The sequence below is a fragment of the Jutongia hominis genome, assembly GCF_014384965.1.
Lineage (GTDB): Bacteria > Bacillota > Clostridia > Lachnospirales > Lachnospiraceae > Butyribacter > Butyribacter hominis.
This window is the reverse complement of the sequence record NZ_JACRSW010000027.1, coordinates 64,117-84,195: the sequence shown is the minus strand read 5'-3', so window position 1 is coordinate 84,195 and position 20,079 is coordinate 64,117. Positions and strand designations below refer to the sequence as shown.

The following is a 20,079-nucleotide window of genomic DNA, read 5'->3' as shown; positions in this document are numbered from 1 at the left end:
TATCGGATCATTTCACTTTTTTATTATAGTTTTACAAAGGGTTTATAACATACTTTTTTCTATCATAAAAATATATTATCTATGACCTTTCTCTATAATTATTATACACTAACCTTCTTAAGAATGCAATTCTTTTACAGTAATTGTCAAAAAATCTTTGCATTTTTAAGAATAATATAAATATTTTCTGCTTGTATTGCTATTGTGTCAGGGTGTTCCAGCCTATATAGAACTATTCTTTCATTGAATCATGTAATAAACCCATTTTTAATTCATAATACTCAGGGGTCATATCCAGATAGTGCTTATGCGGATTTTCAAAACGCTGTTCCTCCTGCCAGATTTCATATTCTAACTGTTTTGCAACATATTCCCGTATTTCCCGAATAGGTTGTTGTTCTAAGATACGATTTCCATTTTCGATAACTTTTTTCTGTAATGCTTTTGCCGTGCAATTTGTAAAATAACGGTTTTCCCAAGGCTTTTGCGGATCAACATAACGAAACGGGGCAGACATGTCGATTGGCTGGTCAGCTTTTGCGATCAGATCTGCTACACTATGGCCATCTGCATCATAAATACGATACACCTTTTTTAATCCCGGATTTGTAATCTTTTCTATATTTTCAGAAATCTTGATACGTGGTGCAAATGTACCATTTTCCTCTACTGCAGCGATCTTATAAACTGCACCAAAGACCGGCTCTGATTTTGCAGTGATCAACCGCTCACCAACTCCAAAACTGTCAATACACCCACCCTGTTGCAGGATCGATGTGATCGTAAATTCATCCAGACTGTTTGATACTGTGATCTTACAGTCATTCAGTCCCGCATCGTCTAACATTTTTCTGACTTTCTTAGATAAATAAGCAAGATCACCGCTATCAATACGAACACCTTTTAATCTTTTTCCAATAGGCTCTAACACCTCTTTTGCTACACGTATCGCATTGGGCACACCGGATTTTACAACATCATATGTGTCAATTAAAAGGACGGTTTCATCCGGGTAATTCTTTGCATAATTTTTAAATGCTTCATACTCATCCTGATAATACATTACCCAGCTATGTGCCATTGTTCCGCCAACCGGAATTCCAAACATCTTTCCGGCAAGAACGGTAGCTGTACCATCTGCACCTCCAATATATGCTGCTCTTGCCCCATATACAGCAGCATCCATATTATGTGCACGTCTGGCTCCAAAATCCGATACAACTCTTTTCCCTGCTGCCTTCCGTATTCTTCTTGTCTTTGTTGCGATCAAAGACTGGTGATTAAATTCTGCTAAGATCGCTGTTTCTACAAGCTGTGCATCAATCAGTGGTGCAACGACTGTTACGACCGGTTCATTCGGATACATGATCGTTCCTTCTGCAAATGCATAGACATCACCACGAAAATGAAAATCTTTTAAATAATCCAAAAAAGCATCATTAAAAAGATGCAGGGAACGAAAATAAGCAATGTCTTCTTCATCAAAATGAAGATGTTCAATATATTCTATAATCTGTTCCAGACCCGCAAATATTGCGAATCCGCCTTTGTCAGGATTCCTACGATAAAAAACATCAAATACAACTTTCGTATCTTTATCTTTATCATTGAAATAACCATATGCCATTGTCATCTCATACAGATCCATTACCATTGTGATATTTCTTTGATCAAACTGTGTCATATTCTTCCTCTTTTCTTACTGCTTGTCGTTTTTATTCCAGTATTTATCAATCTCACTATATAAAATATCTGTTACAAATTTCCATTATATATTTGCATATTTTGTCAATTCATTTGGATATTCATCACTGTCCCTATATTCTTTTCCTATTTTATTTTACATTTTTTAAAGCTTTTGAATACACCTATACGGATGATACCTTAGCAATTCTTGCAAAACACCGGCTTTCTATTTTTATTTTTCTCTATTTTTTTGAAAAGAAACCGGAAAAGAAACCTTTTTTCTGATAAGGTTCTGAACGGATTCTTCCGACTTCATAACCGGTTTGACCGATCGCATCCTTTAATTTTTCCTGGTCTAATGCTTCTTCTGAAAGAATTTCTGTCTTTCCTTTCGTATGGGATGACTGTACTTTTTTGACCGTAAAGTTCTTTCTGACTGCTTCATTAACATGTGATTCACACATTCCACACATCATACCATTTACTTCTACTGTCGTCTTTATCATAATAATCCTCCTTTTTTGCAAAGCATATGCATCGAACCAAGCTCAGACAGGCAATTTTGTAAAATCGTCTCCTCCAGATCATAACTGATCATACATAATACTTTATGAAAATAAAAACATACTTCTTTGGGTACCTGCTGCCATACTGTATCATCCATCTTAGCTGCAAGACTTAAAATACCATCTAAAAGAGCAAATTTGACGGAACGGACCGGTTCTTCTTCCTGATACAGCTGATTCAGATCATAATCACTTGTATTACCACAGGGTGAAGCACAATGCTCACAATCCGGAACGATCCGGTACTTTTCTTTTTGCACTTCCCGTACCATTTCTTCTAACACATTCTGTTTCTGGCAGGCCGCTGTTGCTGCAAGAAAAAGTCCCTTCACAAAAAATTCGTTCGTATGCACCGTCTTTTCTTTATTCTCACATGCTCTTGCCATTCCAATCAATGTTCCGATCAGTTTATCACGCATCCAAAATTCCTCCTGCTATTCTCCTCAAACATCCATATTATAGTTTATAATCAGACCAAGAGCAACCTGCATTCCCCTGATCCTGATGAAATTTTGCTCTGATAATGAATTTTCTCACCATGGCAGGCTGTCATACAGACAAAGAGCTCCCCAGCCTGCCTGCGGATTTGGCCACTTCGTAAAGCCCGGAAGTCTTCTGGCACCCTTGATCAGGTATGCTTTTACTTTCTCTCCATATAAATACGCATCATTTCCATGCACAATACCCCACTCCATAAGAAGAGCGGCTGATCCGGTCACAAACGGTGCTGCGATCGAAGTTCCGCTTCTGGCTGCATAATTACCGCCCGGTATAGCAGTTACCACATCAACTCCCGGAGCAACAAGAATCGGTGCCTGCCTGCCATCTGCGGTATTTCCTCTGCCACTAAAAGCTGCCATACTGTCATTATCCGCCCGGTATGCACCAACAGATAGAATCTTTTCAGAAGTTGATGGATTTGTGAGCGTGCTATCTGCTTCCGGATACAAAAAACCGCTTGTCAAACCGATTGCCTCCGTAGTCATCATCCAGATAGATACAAAACCGTCTTTGATCTCCTCCGGAGTAAAATGTAATTTCCAGATACCGGATGGAACGAATCCATTCCGTCCGGTCAGCCATTCCAAATACAATTCCTGTTGTGTACTATAAGGTGACGGATCTCCTGCATAAAAAAAGACCTGAGATGATCCCATGTCATATATCTGTCCTTTTGTAATTGTCTGTTGCAATACGATTCTTTCTCCGGATGGCGTTTCTAATTCTAGTTGAAATGTATCGAAATATTCTTTCCATATCCAAAGTGTCATATTTCTTTCCTGATCTCCGATCACAAATGGTACTTCTATGCTTTCTCCTCTCTCTGTCATCTGAATAGTGCTGTGATGTCTCGCATCCCCTTCGTTTCCGGTTGCGATCACGATCACGTTTTTCCATACACCGTTTAAACTTGCTATATAATCCTCAAACAAAGAATTTCCTGCATGCGCACCTGTATTGTTGCCAAAACTCAGATTGATAGCAATCGGCTTTTGCATCAGGAGTGCTTTTCGCAAAACATAATCAATTCCTTCCATAACTTCTGTGGATCCGGCATAATCCCGGTCCTGTCTGCCGAGCTTTACAACAAGAATCTCACTTTCTGTCGCAACGCCCCGATACTTTCTTCCGACAGAACCGGCCCCATTGCCTGCTGCAATACCTGCTACAGAAGTTCCATGTCCACTCAGGCTTTCTAATGCAGGAGTCTGTTCCCTGTTTCCGTTCTCTCTTGCCTGCAATAAGATACGGTCGATTGCTTCCCTGTCATACTCCGTCCCATATCCATATTCTGCAGCAATCTGATCATTCTCTTTTGCTTGTGCACTCTGATCCCATAACCATGCGATTCTTGTACTTCCATCGTCATTTTGAAAGGCAGGATGGTAAATATCAATCCCGGAATCCACGATTCCGATATATACACCGTTACCGGTCAGATTTCTGCCTGATATGCTGTTTCCTAATGCATTCTGTTTCTGTACTCTGCTGATACAGGAGATTTCTTTACTAAAATCCAAATTGTAATATAGTTTTTTCGGTTTTTCCATATATTCTGTTTCCGGCATCCTTGCAATCTCGGTCAAATATCGGGCATTTGTTGTTACGATTGCATATTGATTAAAAAGAAGCACTACTTTCGTGTCAGGATACCATTCTTCTATCTTTTTAATGTCCCCATTGTATTTTATGATCACACGGAAACTTTCACTTTCCGGATCATATCCATACAACAGATCTCGATTGGTATTCATCCCTTCCTGTAGTGCTTCTAATGCGATCTGTAAAGATGTATCAAGTTTTTCTTCCTGCATAGACTTTGCTCTGCTTTCTTATTCTTTTGCTCTATTCTATGCAATATGATCCTGTTTGCTTCTTATGCGCTGCAGCATGCATTTTTTAAAATTTCATGTAAAGCACTCGAACTGCTGGTATGGCAGCGTACTACATCTGCTTTACCTTTGTTTGCCTCTGCTAATGCACAATGTACCATCTTATGGGATACGGTATTCGTAAAAAGGATCACAAGATCCGGTCTGCCGATCTGATTGCTCATATTGGCACACATATGTGTAAACACTTTTGCTTTACAATGATATTCTTTACATATTTTCTTATACTGTGTCACCATTCTGTCATGTCCACCTACTATTACAACACTCATGTGTACTTAAAACCTCCTTTATTTTCTTCCCGTTCTCTAATTGCAAAACTCTTCTATTCTCCCACCGTTTGAGACAAATGTGATCATTGTCTCTCTTGCATTCTCAAATTTCTCAAAAAGTGATATCTTGGCTTTTCGATTGGCATATACTTTCCAATATCCTGCATATAAAAAGTTTCTGCCCCCATTGACAATAAAACCTTCTACATCTTCTTTTGGATAGCCAAGGAAAAATCCCATCTCATGAGGAAAGTCTGTCTGTCCTGCCTGATATGCCTGATATCTCTGACTAAAACGCTCCAGCTTGCTCTCAAGACTTCCTTCATATCCCATGCCCTGAAGTCTTGTATATACGGCTTCACTGTTTAGATATTGCTTCAATTCTTCTTCCCGGTACAAAAGAATCGTTGCTTTTTCTTTCCACATAGAAACAACATGCCATGAAATTACCGCACTTTTTAAGATCTGTCTGACTTTACAAATATCTTTTTTTGCAACGATCAGCAAATTTGACATTTTTAAACCTGCAAAGACAGGCGCGCATTGTATCGCCATCTGCGTTTCCACGCTATGCAAATTCATTTTTTGCATCATTTCAAAAACATCCTGACTCATAGTTACAGCCTTTCTATCACTTTTAAGTTAGCCTTTGCTAACTATTATTAAGTTTATCTAATCCGAGTTCTATTGTCAATCAATCAATTGATAAAAAATATCAGAAAGCTTGAATGTTCATATAACAATCCTGTAACCTTTCATTTTGAAAACACTGTCTCAGCCGAAAAAATTTCCACAAAAATGTGCAAAGCCAGCGCTTTGCACTCCAAGAATTGCTTTAGCAATTCTTGTTGGTGTACCGCTACTGTACGAGCATTTTCCTATTCCATAAAAAAGTGCAAAGCCAGCGCTTTGCACTCCAAGAATTGCTTTAGCAATTCTTGTTGGTGTACCGCTACTGTACGAGCATTTTCCTATTCCCAAAAAAGACTGCCACACAAAGTTGTGTGACAGCCTTTTTGCTATACTATGACTATTCTTTTTTTAAACATCTTAAAAATTCCAGACAGGCATTGGTGAAACCCGCTATTCTTTTGCAAGACGTATATTACGTATATTCTGATTTTTTGAATAACCACATGCACGCAGACCGGAACAAATGATCTTATGCAGTTTGTCTGTTGATACTTCCAAAGAAGTATTGTCGTCAAATTCAATACAGCAGGACTCAAGGAAAGAACAATCCCTGTCGCATTCCACACGATACATGTTTTTGCGGCTGATCGCCCCAAGATCTTCCAAAGTATTGACCATTCGATAAACTGTTGCCGCACCGATCTTTTTGTCTATTTTACTTGCCTGAAAATAGATTTCTTTACAGCAGGAACAATCTTCACCCAGAATAATATCTAATATGATCTTTCTTTGTTTGGTAATTCGCAATCCTTTGGCACGTAACGCATCAAGAATTGCTTCTTTTTGCATCTGCGTTCTCTGATAGCGTTCATCCCGACGCACATTTGTTCTTTCTATCATGAGTAACCACCATCCTACTTTAGCCACTTCCAAAAGGAAATCAAATATCTGCTTCTTAATGACAATGTCCACTACAGTGCTTGCAATCGCATCCGCATTGAAGGGATTTACCATTCTTCTTATCACGGATCATACTGCGGATCACTTGTGAAACTACTATTATTAACAATAAACCTACAACTGCTGTACCCATAACGGCACCTCCATTCTGCAGACATGAAGTCTAAAACAAACTATCTTATACTGCTGTTTCTAATGTACCAACCTCTTTTGCCGGTCTGAAAAGAAGATATAAGAATCCGACTACAAGGATAAATGCTGCAACTGTACCTACGCCAAATGCACCTGCCGTAATCAGCATGCCGATCTGATAAATGCAAAGCGCTACAACATAAGCAAGAATACATTGATATCCGATTGCAAACCAGAACCATTTTGCGTTGTTCATTTCTCTCTTGATCGCACCCATTGCAGCAAAGCAAGGAGCGCAAAGAAGGTTAAATACTAAGAAACCATATGCTGCAACCTGAGGCAGACTGTCTGCTAACTGTCCCCAGATTTCTTTACCATCTTCTGCTACTTCAGCAAAACCAAAGAGCATACCAAATGTACCTACTACGTTTTCTTTTGCGATCAGTCCGGTTACGGCTGCAACTGCCATTTCCCAGCCATTACCATTCTGGTTCCATCCAAGCGGTGCAAAGATTGGAGCAATGACTTTACCGATAGCAGCAAGAATACTGCTGTTTAACTGTTCTGCGTCCAAGGCACCGAATTTGCCTTTCACCCATCCATAGCTCATTAAGAACCAAAGAACGATTGTTGACATTAAGATGATTGTACCGGCCTTCTTAATAAATGACCATCCACGCTCCCACATACTACGAAGGATCGTACCGATCGTTGGTAAATGATATGCAGGAAGTTCCATAACGAATGGGGCAGGATCTCCGGCAAACATCTTTGTTTTCTTTAAAATAATACCTGAGCAGATAATTGCTGCCACACCTACAAAGTAAGCACTCGGCGCAACCCATGATGCACCATCAAACAAAGCACCTGCAATCAATGCTATAATTGGAAGTTTTGCACTACAAGGTACAAATGTTGTTGTCATGATCGTCATTTTACGGTCTCTGTCATTTTCAATTGTTCTTGATGCCATAACACCAGGAACACCGCATCCACTACCGATCAGCATTGGAATAAATGATTTACCGGAAAGACCGAACTTGCGAAAAATTCTATCCATGATAAATGCAACTCGTGACATATATCCACATCCCTCTAAGAAAGCAAGGAAGATGAATAAGATCAAAATCTGTGGTACAAAACCAAGAACCGCACCAACACCGGCTACGACACCGTCTAAAATCAGGCTGCTGAGCCAGTCTGCACAATGGATCGCCTTCAAACCATTTTCTACTAATACCGGAATCCCCGGAACATCTACCAGTCCAAACAATGACCATCCATCGCCGAATACGCCTTCATTCGCCCAATCAGTAGCCTTGCCGCCAACTGTTGTTACGGATATATAATACACCAGCCACATAACTGCTGCAAAGATCGGAAGTGCTAAGAAACGATTTGTTACAACACGGTCAATCTTATCTGACAACGTTAATTTTTCTTTATTCTTTTTCTTATAGCAGCCTTTGATGACTTCTGATATGTATTGATAACGTTCATTGGTAATAATACTTTCTGTATCATCATCAAACTTATCTTCAAGTCTCTTGATCTGAGCCGATACATCAGGTACATTTTCTAACTGCTCATGGATCTTATCGTCTTTCTCTAAAAGCTTCACAGCGAAGAAACGTTTTGCGCCTTCTGTAATGTTACCGCTTAACATGTCTTCTACTTCTGTGATCGCATTTTCAAGATCGTCGTGAAATTCATGTACAGCCTGTGTCTCTTTATTCGATTTTGCAATTTCTACAACCTTTGCTGCCGCATCTTTAATACCTGTTCCCTTTAATGCTGAAATTTCTACAACTTCACAGCCAAGTTTCTTGCCAAGACTTTTCACATCGATCTGGTCACCATTCTTCTTTACAATATCCATCATATTGACAGCCATGACAACCGGAATTCCAAGTTCCATCAACTGTGTTGATAAATACAAGTTTCTTTCCAGGTTTGTACCGTCAATGATATTTAAGATTGCATCCGGCTTATCTGTGATCAGATAATTTCTGGCTACTACTTCTTCCAATGTATACGGAGAAAGAGAATAAATACCCGGCAAATCCATTAAAATGACATCTTTATGTCCTTTTAATTTACCTTCCTTCTTCTCCACAGTTACGCCTGGCCAGTTTCCAACAAACTGGTTAGAACCTGTCAGCGCATTAAATAATGTTGTCTTACCGCAGTTTGGATTACCTGCTAATGCAATTTTAATTGACATTTCTTTTTCTCCTCTTCTTTTATCCTTAATAACAATATTTTTATTCCATACAAACTTTTAACAGTTATATCTCACGTATATTAGTTTCAACTAACCTATGAGTAAAAAAATAAAAATATACGCTATTCTACCTGAATCATTTCTGCATCCGCTTTTCTTAATGAAAGTTCGTAACCACGTACTGTAACTTCCACAGGATCACCAAGAGGTGCTACTTTTCTTACAAAAACTTCCACACCTTTTGTAATGCCCATATCCATGATACGACGCTTTACAGGACCTTCTCCTGTAATTTTTTTCACAGTGACTGTCTTTCCACATGCTACTTCTTTCAATGTCTTCATTTTCTTTTCCTGCCTTTCATCCTAGACCATAATTTTATTTGCCATATCTTTTCCAATTGCTACTCTGGAATTTTTGATATTAACAATCATATTACCTTGTGCTTCTGATACAACAGTTACCGTACTTCCTACAACAAACCCCAGGTTTTCTAAGAAGCGACGAGTATCCTCTTTGCCCCCCACTCTCTTTACTACATTCTGTTCTCCAGTATTTGCTAATGATAACGGCATCATATCAACCTCTCTTCTTTCCGCGCTCTTTCCATAATAGAAACACTTTTTGGACTATGTACTCCTTGTATTGAGAATTTTATTCATCAAATCTTCTTACGTTCGTTAGTTTACACTAACAGAAATAAACTGTCAATAACTTTTTATAGCTTTTTAAAACTTTTAGTATTTTGAACAAACTTTTTGTTGTCTCGTGAAACTTTTTGTAGTTTCTGCCAAGTCTTTAGGAAAACAGTTTCAGATATGATCGCTTCATGCGTTCCCTTCTGAACCTTCCACTCATCTCTTGGTAAAGTTATATTTTTGTTGGGTATATATTCCGACATCCTGTTTTTATTCCATATAAAATATCCACAATACACCGGATCATGTAAAATGCGGTGTACTTTAACCGGATAAATTGTAAAGCCTCTTGTGCTTTCTTCTAATGCAATCTCTTTCTGACTGTCCCCTCTTAAAAAAGACGCATAGATCCTTCGTATACACTCTGCTTCTTTGGGTTCTGTTCTCCATATTCCTTTGTGTTCCCGTCTGTATCCAAATGGCGGTCTGGCAACTGCATATTCACCATTTTCTTTTTTACTTCGCAAAGCATTTCGGACTTTGTAAGAAATGTCTTTGCTGTAACATTCATAAAAAAGTGCTCTCAGGCGTGTCGCAGTCTGAACAAATTGCTCTTTTCTGCTGTCATAACCATCTCCAACGGCAATGAGATCAACTTGATATGTCGGACAGAACTTTTCCATAAATCCTGCAAGGAAGACATGATTTCTTGAAAGTCTTGACAGATCCTTTACAAAGACTGCTACTACTTTTTTTTGCCGAATCTTTTGCATCATTGTACAAAGAGCCGGTCTGTCTTGTTGTAAGCCACTATAACCATCATCAATATAAGCAGTGATCGGATATTCCCCAAAAGAAGCATCTTCTCTGATTGCTTTATACAATAATGCTCTCTGGTTTTGAATGCTCTGGCTTTCTCTTGTTCTTTCTTTGTCTGCTTTGGATAAACGTAGATAGATTGCAATTTCTTTCATTGTTCTCCTTATAAAACGGATTCTCCTTGATTATTATTTTGTATGACGGCTCCTTGATTTTATGACAATATCCTTTGATTTTTGCCCATTCATTTTGTTCGTCACGATCTTTTCTGTATCATTCATCGTGCATTCGTTAAAATGCAAAAATACCGTATCGGATCACATATTCTGTCATATGCTTTCTGATACGGTACTATTTCTTTTTTGATCTTACTTAAGAATTCGACAAGAGAATGCGGTCATTGTCTAACTGCTTTCCGACATTATCTTTGAATTTTTCTAACAGATCATCTACTGTCAGTTTTGCTCTTTGCTCACCTGATACATCAAAAACAACATGACCGGAATCCATCATCAACGTGCGGTTTCCGAGTTCTAATGCCTGATGCATATTATGCGTAACCATAAGACAAGTAATCTTACGCTCTGCAACGATCTTTCTGGTCAATGCAAGCACTTTGTCTGCCGTAGCAGGATCCAGTGCCGCAGTATGTTCATCTAAAAGCAACAGCTTTGGCGTAACCATCGTTGCCATTAGAAGCGTCAAAGCCTGACGTTGTCCGCCCGATAAGAGACCAACCGGATTTTTCATGCGATCTTCCAGTCCCATATCCAGCAAAGAAAGCTGCTCTCTGAAAAAATCTCTTTCTTTCTTGCGGCTGCGTCCCCAGAAGCTGTGTCTGCTGTTAGAGGCACGCAGATATGCAAGTGACATATTCTCTTCTATTGTCATATGTGGCGCTGTACCAAGCAAAGGATCCTGAAACAAATGCCCGATGCTTCTGCTGCGTAAATGCTCCTGCTTATATGTAATGTTTTCATGATCCAAAACGATCTCACCTTCATCAACATAAAAAGCACCTGTGATGGCATTAAACATCGTAGACTTTCCGGCACCGTTGCTCCCTACGATCGTAGCAAAATCACCATCTTTTAAAGATACATTCAGGTCGATCAATGCTTTTTTTTCGTTGATCGTACCCGGATTAAATGTTTTGCTGACATGTTCGATCTGTAACATTAGCAGGCACCCCCTTTTCTTTGTCTGATACGTTCTTTGCTATACTTTTGTTTTGCAAATACAGCATTTTTCTTCAGATACGGAAATGCGATCGCTACAGCTACTATCAATGCAGATACCAGCTTTAAACATTCTGCCGGCACATTGACACGGATCGCTACTGCTACGATAAAACGATACAGACAACTGCCGAAGATCACGCCCAAGATCCTGCGAAACATCGTTCCTTTTCCGACTAATGTTTCACCAATGATCAGACTGGCAAGTGCGATCGTTACCATTCCGGTACCAAGGTTGATATCGCAGGACTTCTGATACTGTGCTAACAGTCCACCCGACAAGGCTGTTAATGCACTTGATACACAAAGACCTACCGTGATCGTATATTTCGGATTAATGCTCGAAGCTTTTACCATTGCTGCATTATCTCCTGTCGCACGAATAGAAAGTCCCAGACGTGTTCCTAAAAATATACTGAGGATCACACCTATAATGATCACAATGACTGCAACTTCGATCAGACGATACCAGCCATCGGTAACGAGAAAGGTAAACATACTCTGACTCATATGTTTCTCAATAAAATCACGCACAACCGTAAAGACCGTATCGCATTTGAACAGGTTTACATTGGAAGAAAAGCCCATAACGGCAATGTTGATCGTATATAAACCTGTATTGACAATAATACCGGCAAGGATCGATTCGACACCCATCCTTGTCTGTAAAAAAGCTGTAATAAATCCTGAAAGCACACCTGCTCCGACTGCGCATAACAGTGCCAACAACGGGTGCCCGGAAAGAGTCACCGTTGCTGCCACGGCACATCCAAGAGTAAAACATCCATCCGTAGACAGATCAGCAATATTTAAAATAGTAAATGAAATAAATAATGCCAATACAACAAGGGAATAGATAAAACCTAATTCCAATGCACTTTGCAAGATTGAAATGGTAAAAATTGAAGACATCTCTTTTTTCTTCCTCCAAAAAATTACTGGTCAAATTCTTCTGCTGTTTTTGTCTCTTTTACCTGCTCACACAAATCCTTAAATGAACTGTAATCCAAACCGATTGCTGAAGCAGTTTCGGTATTGACGGTTGCGATACCATTCGCTAAACTGGCAACTGCCATATCCGCAGGCTTTTTGCCATTTACAAGGATATCCACTACCATCTTGCCTGTCTGTGTACCAAGTTCCTCATAGTTAACACCATATCCGCAGAATGCACCATTTAACGCAAAAGAATCTGCTCCGCCATAATGAGGAATCTTAGCTTTTATAAACTTCTCATAAATTGCAAGCTCGGCTAACATAACCGTATTATCCGTTGGCGTAAAGACGGCATTTACCTTTGCTGCGATCAATGCATCTGCTGCCAGACTGATCTCATCGTTTGTTGTACCGGTCTTTTCTACTACTTCAATACCATTTTTCTTGCAATAAGCTTTTGCATCTTTGATCGCTTTGGTAGAAGAATCCTGGCTCTTGTCATATAAAAAACCAATCTTTTTAACTGTTTTGGCTGTTGTGATCATTTTCATAAATGCATCTGTATTTAATGCATCGCTGACACCTGTTATATTCGAACCAGGCTTATCCATCGACTTAACAAGACCTGCTGTTACAGGATCAGATACTGCCGAAAATACAACAGGGATCTGATTATCTTCTGTTGCAGACTGTGCCACAACCGCAGTTGGTGTTGCGATTGGAACGATGATATCTACCTGATCGGCAACAAGGTCTGCCATTATCTGGTTTAATGTGCTCTGATCTGCCTGACCATTAAAAGTATAATCTTTATAATCAAATTTCACATTTAATTTTTTCCCCTGTGTGTCTAATTCTGTCTGCACTGCCTTCTGGATCTGATTCAAAGAAGCATCATCTACATACTGTACAATACCGACTTTGTAGGTTTTCTTGGAATTTTTTGCACCATCCGAAGACTTTCCACAGCCAAACAGACAGATTGCTGCCATCATCATTGCTGTTAATAAAACTAGTTTTCTTTTCATAGCATACCTCCTGGTTTTTATAGGATAAAAAAATACCCCTAATCTAACTAAGTAAAGCACGATTAGGGGTGATTGTCAAGTTTTACAGCCTGTATGACCGGTCTGTTCTTTATGTTGTCAAATCATTTTCGACAGGCTTGTAAAAACGATGCATTCTTATTTCTGAGTTGCTTCTAACTCAAGCGCTCTTCTCTTGGCAGCTTCGTCTTTTGACCATTTCAGGCACTTATCATAGCCATATTTCTTTGTAGTTCTTATCATCTTTGATACGATCTCATCATAAGCTTTGTTTGTCTTAGCATATATTGCTTTCCATGAATCGGCCTTGATGTTATCGGTCACCTGTCCCCAGGTTGTTTTTAATTCATCGGACTTGCTTTCTGCGGAATAGCTTGTTCCCGGTGCTACTGTATACTTTCCTTGTTCCATATACTCGTTTACTGTCTTTGCACCTGTCTTATCACGCCAATCCTGTTCAACATCACAGGATGCTTTTTCATTATTGCTCTTCCATGATTCACAGTTATAGGTTTCTCCTTTGACAGACTCAGGATTTTCTGCATCGATCGACCAGGTTGTGTTGTTGATCTGGATCGTACCGTCCTGATATTTTCCTTTATGCTTAGAACCCATCTTAGTATTGGCATTGCCATGGCATTTCTTTCCTAAATCAGTAAAATATGTATTGCCATTCTTATCGTAATTCCAGCATTCGCCTTTTGGTCCATATTGCATATCCATATAGCCTTCCGGTGTTGATAAGAAATTGATAACCTCCATCGCAAGCTCCGGATATTCTGACTTTGCTCCGATCGACCAAATATGATCTCCGCCCTGCATATTCATACCATATACAATAGGAGAAGCTTCCGTTGGTTTTAAGCTGCACATCATCTTTCCTGCTGACTGGTGTTCCTGTGAGTTATATACCAGAGAACCTGCATAATTAAAGATAGAGAAGAACACGCCGCCATTACGGACCTTTTCTCCGACCTGATCAACAGTCTGTGTCATAGAATCCGGATCAATCAGTCCATCCTGATATAAACGGTTAAAGAATTTTAACATTGTAAGATATGGACCATTCTCTTCTAAAGCGTCATGATATTCGCCTGTATTTGAATCATATAATCCAATGCCTAATTCATCATATCCAAAATATGCTGTTGCTGCTGCTTTTACATACATCACCATTGCGTCATCCCAGTCCGGCCACATAGAAAGTCCATATGTCTTATTACCGGAATCATCTTTTGGACAGAGCTTTTGCATATCTTTTAAAAGCTGCTCTAAATCATCGAGATTCTTTACCTTCGGATAACCAAGCTGTTTATAAAGATCCCAGCGGATATCCCATGTATAGATAAAGGACTGGTGATCGTCATTGGTTGCTGCCGCATTGCCTCCGAATCCATATAATGCATCACTCTTTCCTTTTGTGATCTGCTTTGTCAGATTCTTGTTTTTCTTTAAAGCAGCTGAAAGATGTTTCTTAATATAAGGACCATAATCCTTCAAAAGATTATCTTCTTCCCAGTTATATAACGCTTTGTTATTGACGGCCTGTACATATTCGTTGTTATCGTTGCCAAAAACAACAATATCTCCAAGGTCTCCTGTCTCCATACGCGTATCAAATGTTCCTGAATCAGACTGTACATAATTTAACTTGACATTGAACTTCTGTTTTAAAAGGTCTGCGCCCCATCCGGACTGGATACCGGAATAATTTGCAAGCATACTGTAAACATCTAATGTGACCGTACCGTTTTTTTTGCTTCCACAGCCGGAAAGTGTACTTGTCATCCCAACAACAAGGCTGCCTGCCAATGCCATGGAAAGTAGTTTTTTCGAAAAATTCTTTTTTCTCATAATATCCTCCATTCTCAAATACATCCCATATGTATTTTTCTTTGTTTTGTAAACACCAATGATCAAGAATTTTTGATTTACTCAAAGTGTAACACGCTCTTTTTAATCTCTCCATAACTATCAAGACAGTAACTAGCATTATTGTGCCACGATTATCTTGTTGTCCTTTTTCTGCTAATCGAAGTCCTTTTTCTGCTTGTGAAATTTCTAAAATATACCTATAATAGCATCAATAACAGGCATAATAAAGGAGGAGCTTATGAAATACAACAATCCTATTTTACCCGGTTTTCATCCCGATCCAAGTATTTGTCGTGCTGGAAATGATTATTATCTGGTCACATCATCTTTTGAATATTTTCCATCAATCCCGGTCTTTCATTCGAAAGATCTGATCCATTGGGAACAATACGGTCATTGTATTACAAACGAAGATGATCTGTGCTTGCGAAAAGGCTTTCCAAGCCGGACCGGAATCTATGCACCTACGATCCGTTATCATAAAGGAACATTCTATGTGGTATTTACGAATGTTGCTTATGGCGGTAAAGATGATGGAAACTTCTTTGTTCATACAACAGATCCAAAGAAAGGATGGTCAAAACCGATTCCGATCGATACGCCGGGAATCGATCCTTCTTTCTTCTTTGATGAAGATGACAATGTATATTACACCGGAGCATCCGACGGAAAGATCTTCATGCAGCAGATTGATATTACTACCGGAAAAAGTATCGGTCAGATGCAATTTATCTGGGGCGGCACCGGTGGAAATGATCCGGAAGGTCCGCATCTTTATAAGAAAGATGGTTGGTACTATCTTTTGATCTCGGAAGGCGGTACCGAACTTGGACATATGATCACGATGGCAAGAAGCCGTCAGATCACCGGTCCTTATATGGCATATGAAAAAAATCCTGTTCTGACAAACCGCAGTCACTCTATGGAATTAAAAGCGGTCGGACATGCTGATCTGATACAGGATCAAAATGATAACTGGTGGGCAGTCTGCCTCGGTATCCGAACGATCTCATATCCGTACCGTCATAATCTCGGTCGTGAAACCATGCTTGTTCCGGTAGTCTGGGAAAAAGATTGTTTTCCGGTTTTTGCAAACAACGGGCTGTTAGAGAATGTGATCGAAACTGACAAACTGCCTCTTTCTTTAGAGCCTTTTGAACCGGACAGCCAAAATCTTGTCGGTTCTTTCCATTATTATGATGATTTTTCTGCTGACGTGCTAAATTCCTGCTGGAATACGATCTATAACCCGGACAAAAGCTTATATGTACTTGCAACAGACCGGACTGATAAATCAGCTTCAGGTATCACATTATATGGTAGTGTTCATGCAATCGGAAGTGTCGATTCAATCACATGGCTTGGGCGCAGGCAGGAACATCACTTCTTTGACGCAGTCACAAAGCTGACATTTGATCCTGTAGCTAACGGAGATGAGGCAGGTCTTACAATCTATCTGAATAATAAACACCACTATGAAATTGCACTTGCGATGCTGCATAACAAAAAATGCTTACTCTTCCGCAGACAGATTGGATCACTTTTCAAGATTGAACAATGTATCGAATATACCGATAACAGTGTTTATCTGAAATTACAGGCTACGATGCAGGAATACAGCTTTTCTTACAGCTTAGATGGAAAAAACTATCTTCCGTTTGGCAAAGGAGAATGTGCTTATCTGACTACAGAAGTGGGCGGCTGCTTTACCGGAAACTATATCGCACTATATTGTACGAATACAGATCCTTCGGTACAAAAAGGTGCATTCTATCACTTCTACGATTATCAGGCTTACTTACCTCCACAATAAGTAAACACAATGCCGACACTTTAAAATACTATAAGGAGAATTGCTTATGGGACCAATGTATTTACACTATTTTACACAGGATGCTTCTTTTCCGTTTTATATTCAATATGGATATCATAAAGAAGATGTTGAGATGCATCTGCATGCCGATTTTTCTGAATTAGTCATTGTAATGAACGGAACTGCGATGCACCATGTCAATAATGAAGCGTTCTTTATCAAGAAGGGTGATGTCTTTGTATTAAACGAAGGAATCTCACATGGTTATTTTGATGTGAATCATTTAGAGATATGCAATATTATGTTCCATCCGCAGATCTTCCGTTCTTTGGATTCTGATATCCGTACGTTGACCGGTTTTCATGCTCTTTTTGTGATTGAGCCTTATCTGACACAAAATAAAAGTTTTGAGAGCCACTTACGTCTTTCACTCGATTCTTTTGAGGCGATCCACAACTTAACCGATATCATCATCGAAGAATATGATAAGAAACGTCCCGGACGCAAAACGATCCTAAATGCTTATTTTTATATTTTAATTACAACTCTGTCGAGATTATATACACTTCCTGTCAATACCGAGGAAAATACGATCATCAATATTGCCCGTTCTGTTTCTTACATAGAAAGTCATTTTACCGAACCGATTTCGATCGCACAATTAGCGGAGATCTCCAACATGTCTACACGTCACTTTTCAAGAATATTCTCTGCTTCTTACCATATGACACCGGGCAATTATATTCTTTCTTTGCGTATGCAGCATGCTTGTGTTCTTCTAAAGACAACAAAAGATACGATTTCTGAGATTGCCTATCGTTCGGGTTTTAATGATAGCAACTACTTTTCGAGACAATTTCAAAAAATGTATCATATCTCTCCGCGTGATTACCGCAAACAAAAAGTATGATACTCTGCTTATTTTCACAGTGATCAAAATGAAAGCTCCTGTCTGCGGCTTATATGAAATCTCCTGTCTGCGGATCGTTGTTGTCGTTCTCTTCTTTTTTTGCTATAATAGAAAGGATTGTACTTCCAAAGTGACATACTTTATAATGTTTTTACACAAAAACTATGCTACTACAACATTATGACCGGAAGATGCAACGAAGAAAGGAGACATTTATGGAACTAAAAACAATTGGCATGCTTGCCGTCATTGCAATCTATCTGATCATGATGGTTGTGATCGGTGTGATCTATTCAAAAAAGAACAATGATGTCAGCGACTTTTACCTCGGTGGAAGAAAACTCGGTCCATTGGTAACTGCGATGAGTGCAGAAGCTTCTGATATGAGTAGCTGGCTTTTAATGGGACTGCCCGGAGTCGCATATTTATCCGGTGTGGCAGATGCCGGCTGGACTGCGATCGGCCTTGGTATCGGTACCTATCTGAACTGGCTCTTTGTCGCAAAAAGACTTCGTCGCTATAGTGTAAAAGCAGGCAACGCCATTACGATCCCTGAATTTTTTTCAAATCGTTTTCGCGATAACAGTCATCTTTTATTGGCAATTTCCGCTATCTGGATCGTTATCTTTTTCGTACCATATACAGCATCCGGATTTGCTGCCTGTGGAAAATTATTCAGTACCTTATTTAACATCCCATATCTTCCTGCCATGATCGTCAGTGCGATCGTTATTGTAGTATATACAGCACTCGGAGGATTCTTAGCAGCCAGTACAACCGATCTGATCCAGAGTATCGTTATGACGATCGCACTTGTGATCGTTGTGTTCTTCGGCGTGTCCATGGCCGGCGGCTTAGACGTGGTAATAAACAATGCAAAGGGATTAGCCGGATATTTAAGTCTGACACAGATCCATGACCAGGCAACCGGTACAGCTTCTTCCTATGGCTTTTTAACAATTCTTTCTACTCTTGCATGGGGACTTGGTTACTTTGGTATGCCTCATATCCTTCTTCGTTTCATGGGTACGGAAGATGAAAACAAATTAAAGCTTTCAAGAAGAATCGCTACGATCTGGGTTATCATCTCTATGTTTATCGCAATCTTTATCGGTATTATAGGTTACAGTATCTCTAAAGCCGGACATATCCCTGCTTTTACAGATTCTTCCCAGTCAGAGACTTTGATCATTAAAATTGCCATGCTGCTTAGCAACCATGGTGTAATTGCGATTATCTTTGCCGGAATCATTCTTGCCGGAATCTTAGCATGTACAATGTCTACATCTGATTCCCAGCTTTTAGCAGCATCTTCAAGCGTTTCACATAACTTATTACATGATGTATTACATATTGAACTTTCTGAAAAAGCTTCTATGTTAGTTGCACGTATTACCGTTATCTGCATCGCTGTGATCGGTGTATTTATTGCCAGAGATCCTGAAAGCTCTGTCTTTGCGATCGTATCCTTTGCATGGGCAGGTTTTGGTGCATCCTTCGGTCCGATCATGCTGTTCTCTCTTTTCTGGAAACGTACCAATCGAAATGGTGCTTTAGCCGGCATGTTAGTCGGCGGTATCATGGTATTTGTCTGGAAATACCTGATCAAGCCACTTGGCGGCATATGGGGCATTTATGAACTGCTTCCTGCTTTCCTATGTGCATGTATCGCCATCGTTGTTGTCAGTCTTCTGACAGCACCACCTTCCAAGGAGATCATTGAAGAATTTGAATCCGTAGGAAAATAAACAATGAACAGCAGATATAATGCAAAAAATATATATCCGCAAAAAGCAGATAATGTAATGATATATATCAATAAAAGGCATAGAAAGCAAACGATATATTAATAAAAGGTATATATAAAACATAAGCAGATAAAAAGGCATATGTTGTTATGTCAGAACATTCCTATAGGGATTTTCCCGAATGTTTCCA

Annotated in this window: 20 protein-coding genes; 3 read left to right on the top strand and 17 right to left on the bottom strand. The window is 39.4% G+C overall.

Annotated features, from left to right (window positions below):
• Positions 1-232: 232 nt before the first annotated feature.
• The 17 genes from H8700_RS05900 to H8700_RS05820 form a co-directional block, all read right to left on the bottom strand.
• Positions 233-1,684, bottom strand: a complete 1,452-nt coding sequence (locus tag H8700_RS05900) for a nicotinate phosphoribosyltransferase (protein ID WP_249304250.1) — start codon at positions 1,682-1,684, stop codon at positions 233-235.
• A gap of 244 nt (positions 1,685-1,928) precedes the next feature.
• Positions 1,929-2,192, bottom strand: coding sequence for a heavy-metal-associated domain-containing protein (locus H8700_RS05895; RefSeq protein WP_249304248.1), 264 nt, complete (start codon positions 2,190-2,192; stop codon positions 1,929-1,931).
• On the bottom strand, positions 2,189-2,671 hold the full coding sequence (locus H8700_RS05890) for a hypothetical protein (protein ID WP_022142180.1): 483 nt from the start codon (positions 2,669-2,671) through the stop codon (positions 2,189-2,191). The genes H8700_RS05895 and H8700_RS05890 overlap by 4 nt, the downstream gene beginning before the upstream one ends.
• A 114-nt stretch (positions 2,672-2,785) precedes the next feature.
• A complete protein-coding gene (locus H8700_RS05885) occupies positions 2,786-4,567 on the bottom strand; it encodes a S8 family peptidase (protein WP_249304246.1) in 1,782 nt (593 codons plus the stop codon).
• 62 nt (positions 4,568-4,629) lie between these two features.
• Entirely contained in the window at positions 4,630-4,917 is a 288-nt protein-coding gene (locus tag H8700_RS05880) for a DUF2325 domain-containing protein (protein ID WP_022142182.1), read from the bottom strand.
• Between the two features lie 36 nt (positions 4,918-4,953).
• Positions 4,954-5,532: a DUF3793 family protein gene (locus H8700_RS05875; protein WP_249304243.1), complete on the bottom strand. Its 579-nt coding sequence runs from the start codon at positions 5,530-5,532 to the stop codon at positions 4,954-4,956.
• 159 nt (positions 5,533-5,691) lie between these two features.
• Entirely contained in the window at positions 5,692-5,898 is a 207-nt protein-coding gene (locus tag H8700_RS05870) for a hypothetical protein (protein WP_249304241.1), read from the bottom strand.
• Between the two features lie 102 nt (positions 5,899-6,000).
• Entirely contained in the window at positions 6,001-6,450 is a 450-nt protein-coding gene (locus H8700_RS05865) for a transcriptional repressor (RefSeq protein ID WP_249304239.1), read from the bottom strand.
• Positions 6,451-6,505: 55 nt separating this feature from the next.
• Entirely contained in the window at positions 6,506-6,643 is a 138-nt protein-coding gene (locus H8700_RS05860; protein WP_022142185.1) for a FeoB-associated Cys-rich membrane protein, read from the bottom strand.
• 45 nt (positions 6,644-6,688) lie between these two features.
• Complete coding sequence (feoB, locus tag H8700_RS05855) at positions 6,689-8,866, bottom strand: ferrous iron transport protein B (protein WP_249304238.1); 2,178 nt, start codon at positions 8,864-8,866, stop codon at positions 6,689-6,691.
• A 122-nt stretch (positions 8,867-8,988) separates the two neighbouring features.
• Entirely contained in the window at positions 8,989-9,210 is a 222-nt protein-coding gene (locus H8700_RS05850; RefSeq protein ID WP_022142187.1) for a FeoA family protein, read from the bottom strand.
• Positions 9,211-9,231: 21 nt separating this feature from the next.
• Positions 9,232-9,444 (bottom strand): FeoA family protein, encoded by a 213-nt coding sequence (locus H8700_RS05845; protein WP_022142188.1) that lies wholly within the window; start codon positions 9,442-9,444, stop codon positions 9,232-9,234.
• Positions 9,445-9,584: 140 nt separating this feature from the next.
• Positions 9,585-10,478, bottom strand: coding sequence for a recombinase family protein (locus H8700_RS05840; protein WP_249304236.1), 894 nt, complete (start codon positions 10,476-10,478; stop codon positions 9,585-9,587).
• Between the two features lie 217 nt (positions 10,479-10,695).
• Complete coding sequence (locus H8700_RS05835) at positions 10,696-11,502, bottom strand: ABC transporter ATP-binding protein (RefSeq protein ID WP_249304232.1); 807 nt, start codon at positions 11,500-11,502, stop codon at positions 10,696-10,698.
• Complete coding sequence (locus H8700_RS05830) at positions 11,502-12,473, bottom strand: ABC transporter permease (RefSeq protein ID WP_022142191.1); 972 nt, start codon at positions 12,471-12,473, stop codon at positions 11,502-11,504. Before H8700_RS05830 ends, H8700_RS05835 begins: the two co-directional genes overlap by 1 nt.
• 23 nt (positions 12,474-12,496) lie before the next feature.
• Positions 12,497-13,525, bottom strand: coding sequence for an ABC transporter substrate-binding protein (locus H8700_RS05825; protein ID WP_249304229.1), 1,029 nt, complete (start codon positions 13,523-13,525; stop codon positions 12,497-12,499).
• A 156-nt stretch (positions 13,526-13,681) separates the two neighbouring features.
• On the bottom strand, positions 13,682-15,397 hold the full coding sequence (locus H8700_RS05820; RefSeq protein WP_249304227.1) for a type 2 periplasmic-binding domain-containing protein: 1,716 nt from the start codon (positions 15,395-15,397) through the stop codon (positions 13,682-13,684).
• 259 nt (positions 15,398-15,656) lie between these two features.
• On the opposite strand from H8700_RS05820, the gene H8700_RS05815 reads away from it, so the two are divergent.
• The 3 genes from H8700_RS05815 (at position 15,657) to H8700_RS05805 (ending at position 19,889) form a co-directional block, all read left to right on the top strand.
• Entirely contained in the window at positions 15,657-17,231 is a 1,575-nt protein-coding gene (locus tag H8700_RS05815) for a glycoside hydrolase family 43 protein (RefSeq protein ID WP_249304225.1), read from the top strand.
• A gap of 46 nt (positions 17,232-17,277) precedes the next feature.
• Positions 17,278-18,141 carry an AraC family transcriptional regulator gene (locus H8700_RS05810; protein ID WP_249304223.1) on the top strand — a complete coding sequence of 288 codons (864 nt, stop codon included), beginning with the start codon at positions 17,278-17,280 and terminating at the stop codon, positions 18,139-18,141.
• A 215-nt stretch (positions 18,142-18,356) separates the two neighbouring features.
• Positions 18,357-19,889 carry a sodium/proline symporter gene (locus H8700_RS05805; RefSeq protein ID WP_249304221.1) on the top strand — a complete coding sequence of 511 codons (1,533 nt, stop codon included), beginning with the start codon at positions 18,357-18,359 and terminating at the stop codon, positions 19,887-19,889.
• Positions 19,890-20,079: the final 190 nt, after the last annotated feature.

Excerpts from the sequence above, each read along its gene's own strand:
- H8700_RS05900 (WP_249304250.1), bottom strand. The coding sequence starts at position 1,684 with ATGACACAGTTTGATCAAAGAAATATCACAATGGTAATGGATCTGTAT.
- H8700_RS05895 (WP_249304248.1), bottom strand. The coding sequence starts at position 2,192 with ATGATAAAGACGACAGTAGAAGTAAATGGTATGATGTGTGGAATGTGT.
- H8700_RS05890 (WP_022142180.1), bottom strand. The coding sequence starts at position 2,671 with ATGCGTGATAAACTGATCGGAACATTGATTGGAATGGCAAGAGCATGT.
- H8700_RS05885 (WP_249304246.1), bottom strand. The coding sequence starts at position 4,567 with ATGCAGGAAGAAAAACTTGATACATCTTTACAGATCGCATTAGAAGCA.
- H8700_RS05880 (WP_022142182.1), bottom strand. The coding sequence starts at position 4,917 with ATGAGTGTTGTAATAGTAGGTGGACATGACAGAATGGTGACACAGTAT.
- H8700_RS05875 (WP_249304243.1), bottom strand. The coding sequence starts at position 5,532 with ATGAGTCAGGATGTTTTTGAAATGATGCAAAAAATGAATTTGCATAGC.
- H8700_RS05865 (WP_249304239.1), bottom strand. The coding sequence starts at position 6,450 with ATGATAGAAAGAACAAATGTGCGTCGGGATGAACGCTATCAGAGAACG.
- H8700_RS05860 (WP_022142185.1), bottom strand. The coding sequence starts at position 6,643 with ATGGGTACAGCAGTTGTAGGTTTATTGTTAATAATAGTAGTTTCACAA.
- feoB (WP_249304238.1), bottom strand. The coding sequence starts at position 8,866 with ATGTCAATTAAAATTGCATTAGCAGGTAATCCAAACTGCGGTAAGACA.
- H8700_RS05850 (WP_022142187.1), bottom strand. The coding sequence starts at position 9,210 with ATGAAGACATTGAAAGAAGTAGCATGTGGAAAGACAGTCACTGTGAAA.
- H8700_RS05845 (WP_022142188.1), bottom strand. The coding sequence starts at position 9,444 with ATGATGCCGTTATCATTAGCAAATACTGGAGAACAGAATGTAGTAAAG.
- H8700_RS05840 (WP_249304236.1), bottom strand. The coding sequence starts at position 10,478 with ATGAAAGAAATTGCAATCTATCTACGTTTATCCAAAGCAGACAAAGAA.
- H8700_RS05835 (WP_249304232.1), bottom strand. The coding sequence starts at position 11,502 with ATGTTACAGATCGAACATGTCAGCAAAACATTTAATCCGGGTACGATC.
- H8700_RS05830 (WP_022142191.1), bottom strand. The coding sequence starts at position 12,473 with ATGTCTTCAATTTTTACCATTTCAATCTTGCAAAGTGCATTGGAATTA.
- H8700_RS05825 (WP_249304229.1), bottom strand. The coding sequence starts at position 13,525 with ATGAAAAGAAAACTAGTTTTATTAACAGCAATGATGATGGCAGCAATC.
- H8700_RS05820 (WP_249304227.1), bottom strand. The coding sequence starts at position 15,397 with ATGAGAAAAAAGAATTTTTCGAAAAAACTACTTTCCATGGCATTGGCA.
- H8700_RS05815 (WP_249304225.1), top strand. The coding sequence starts at position 15,657 with ATGAAATACAACAATCCTATTTTACCCGGTTTTCATCCCGATCCAAGT.
- H8700_RS05810 (WP_249304223.1), top strand. The coding sequence starts at position 17,278 with ATGGGACCAATGTATTTACACTATTTTACACAGGATGCTTCTTTTCCG.
- H8700_RS05805 (WP_249304221.1), top strand. The coding sequence starts at position 18,357 with ATGGAACTAAAAACAATTGGCATGCTTGCCGTCATTGCAATCTATCTG.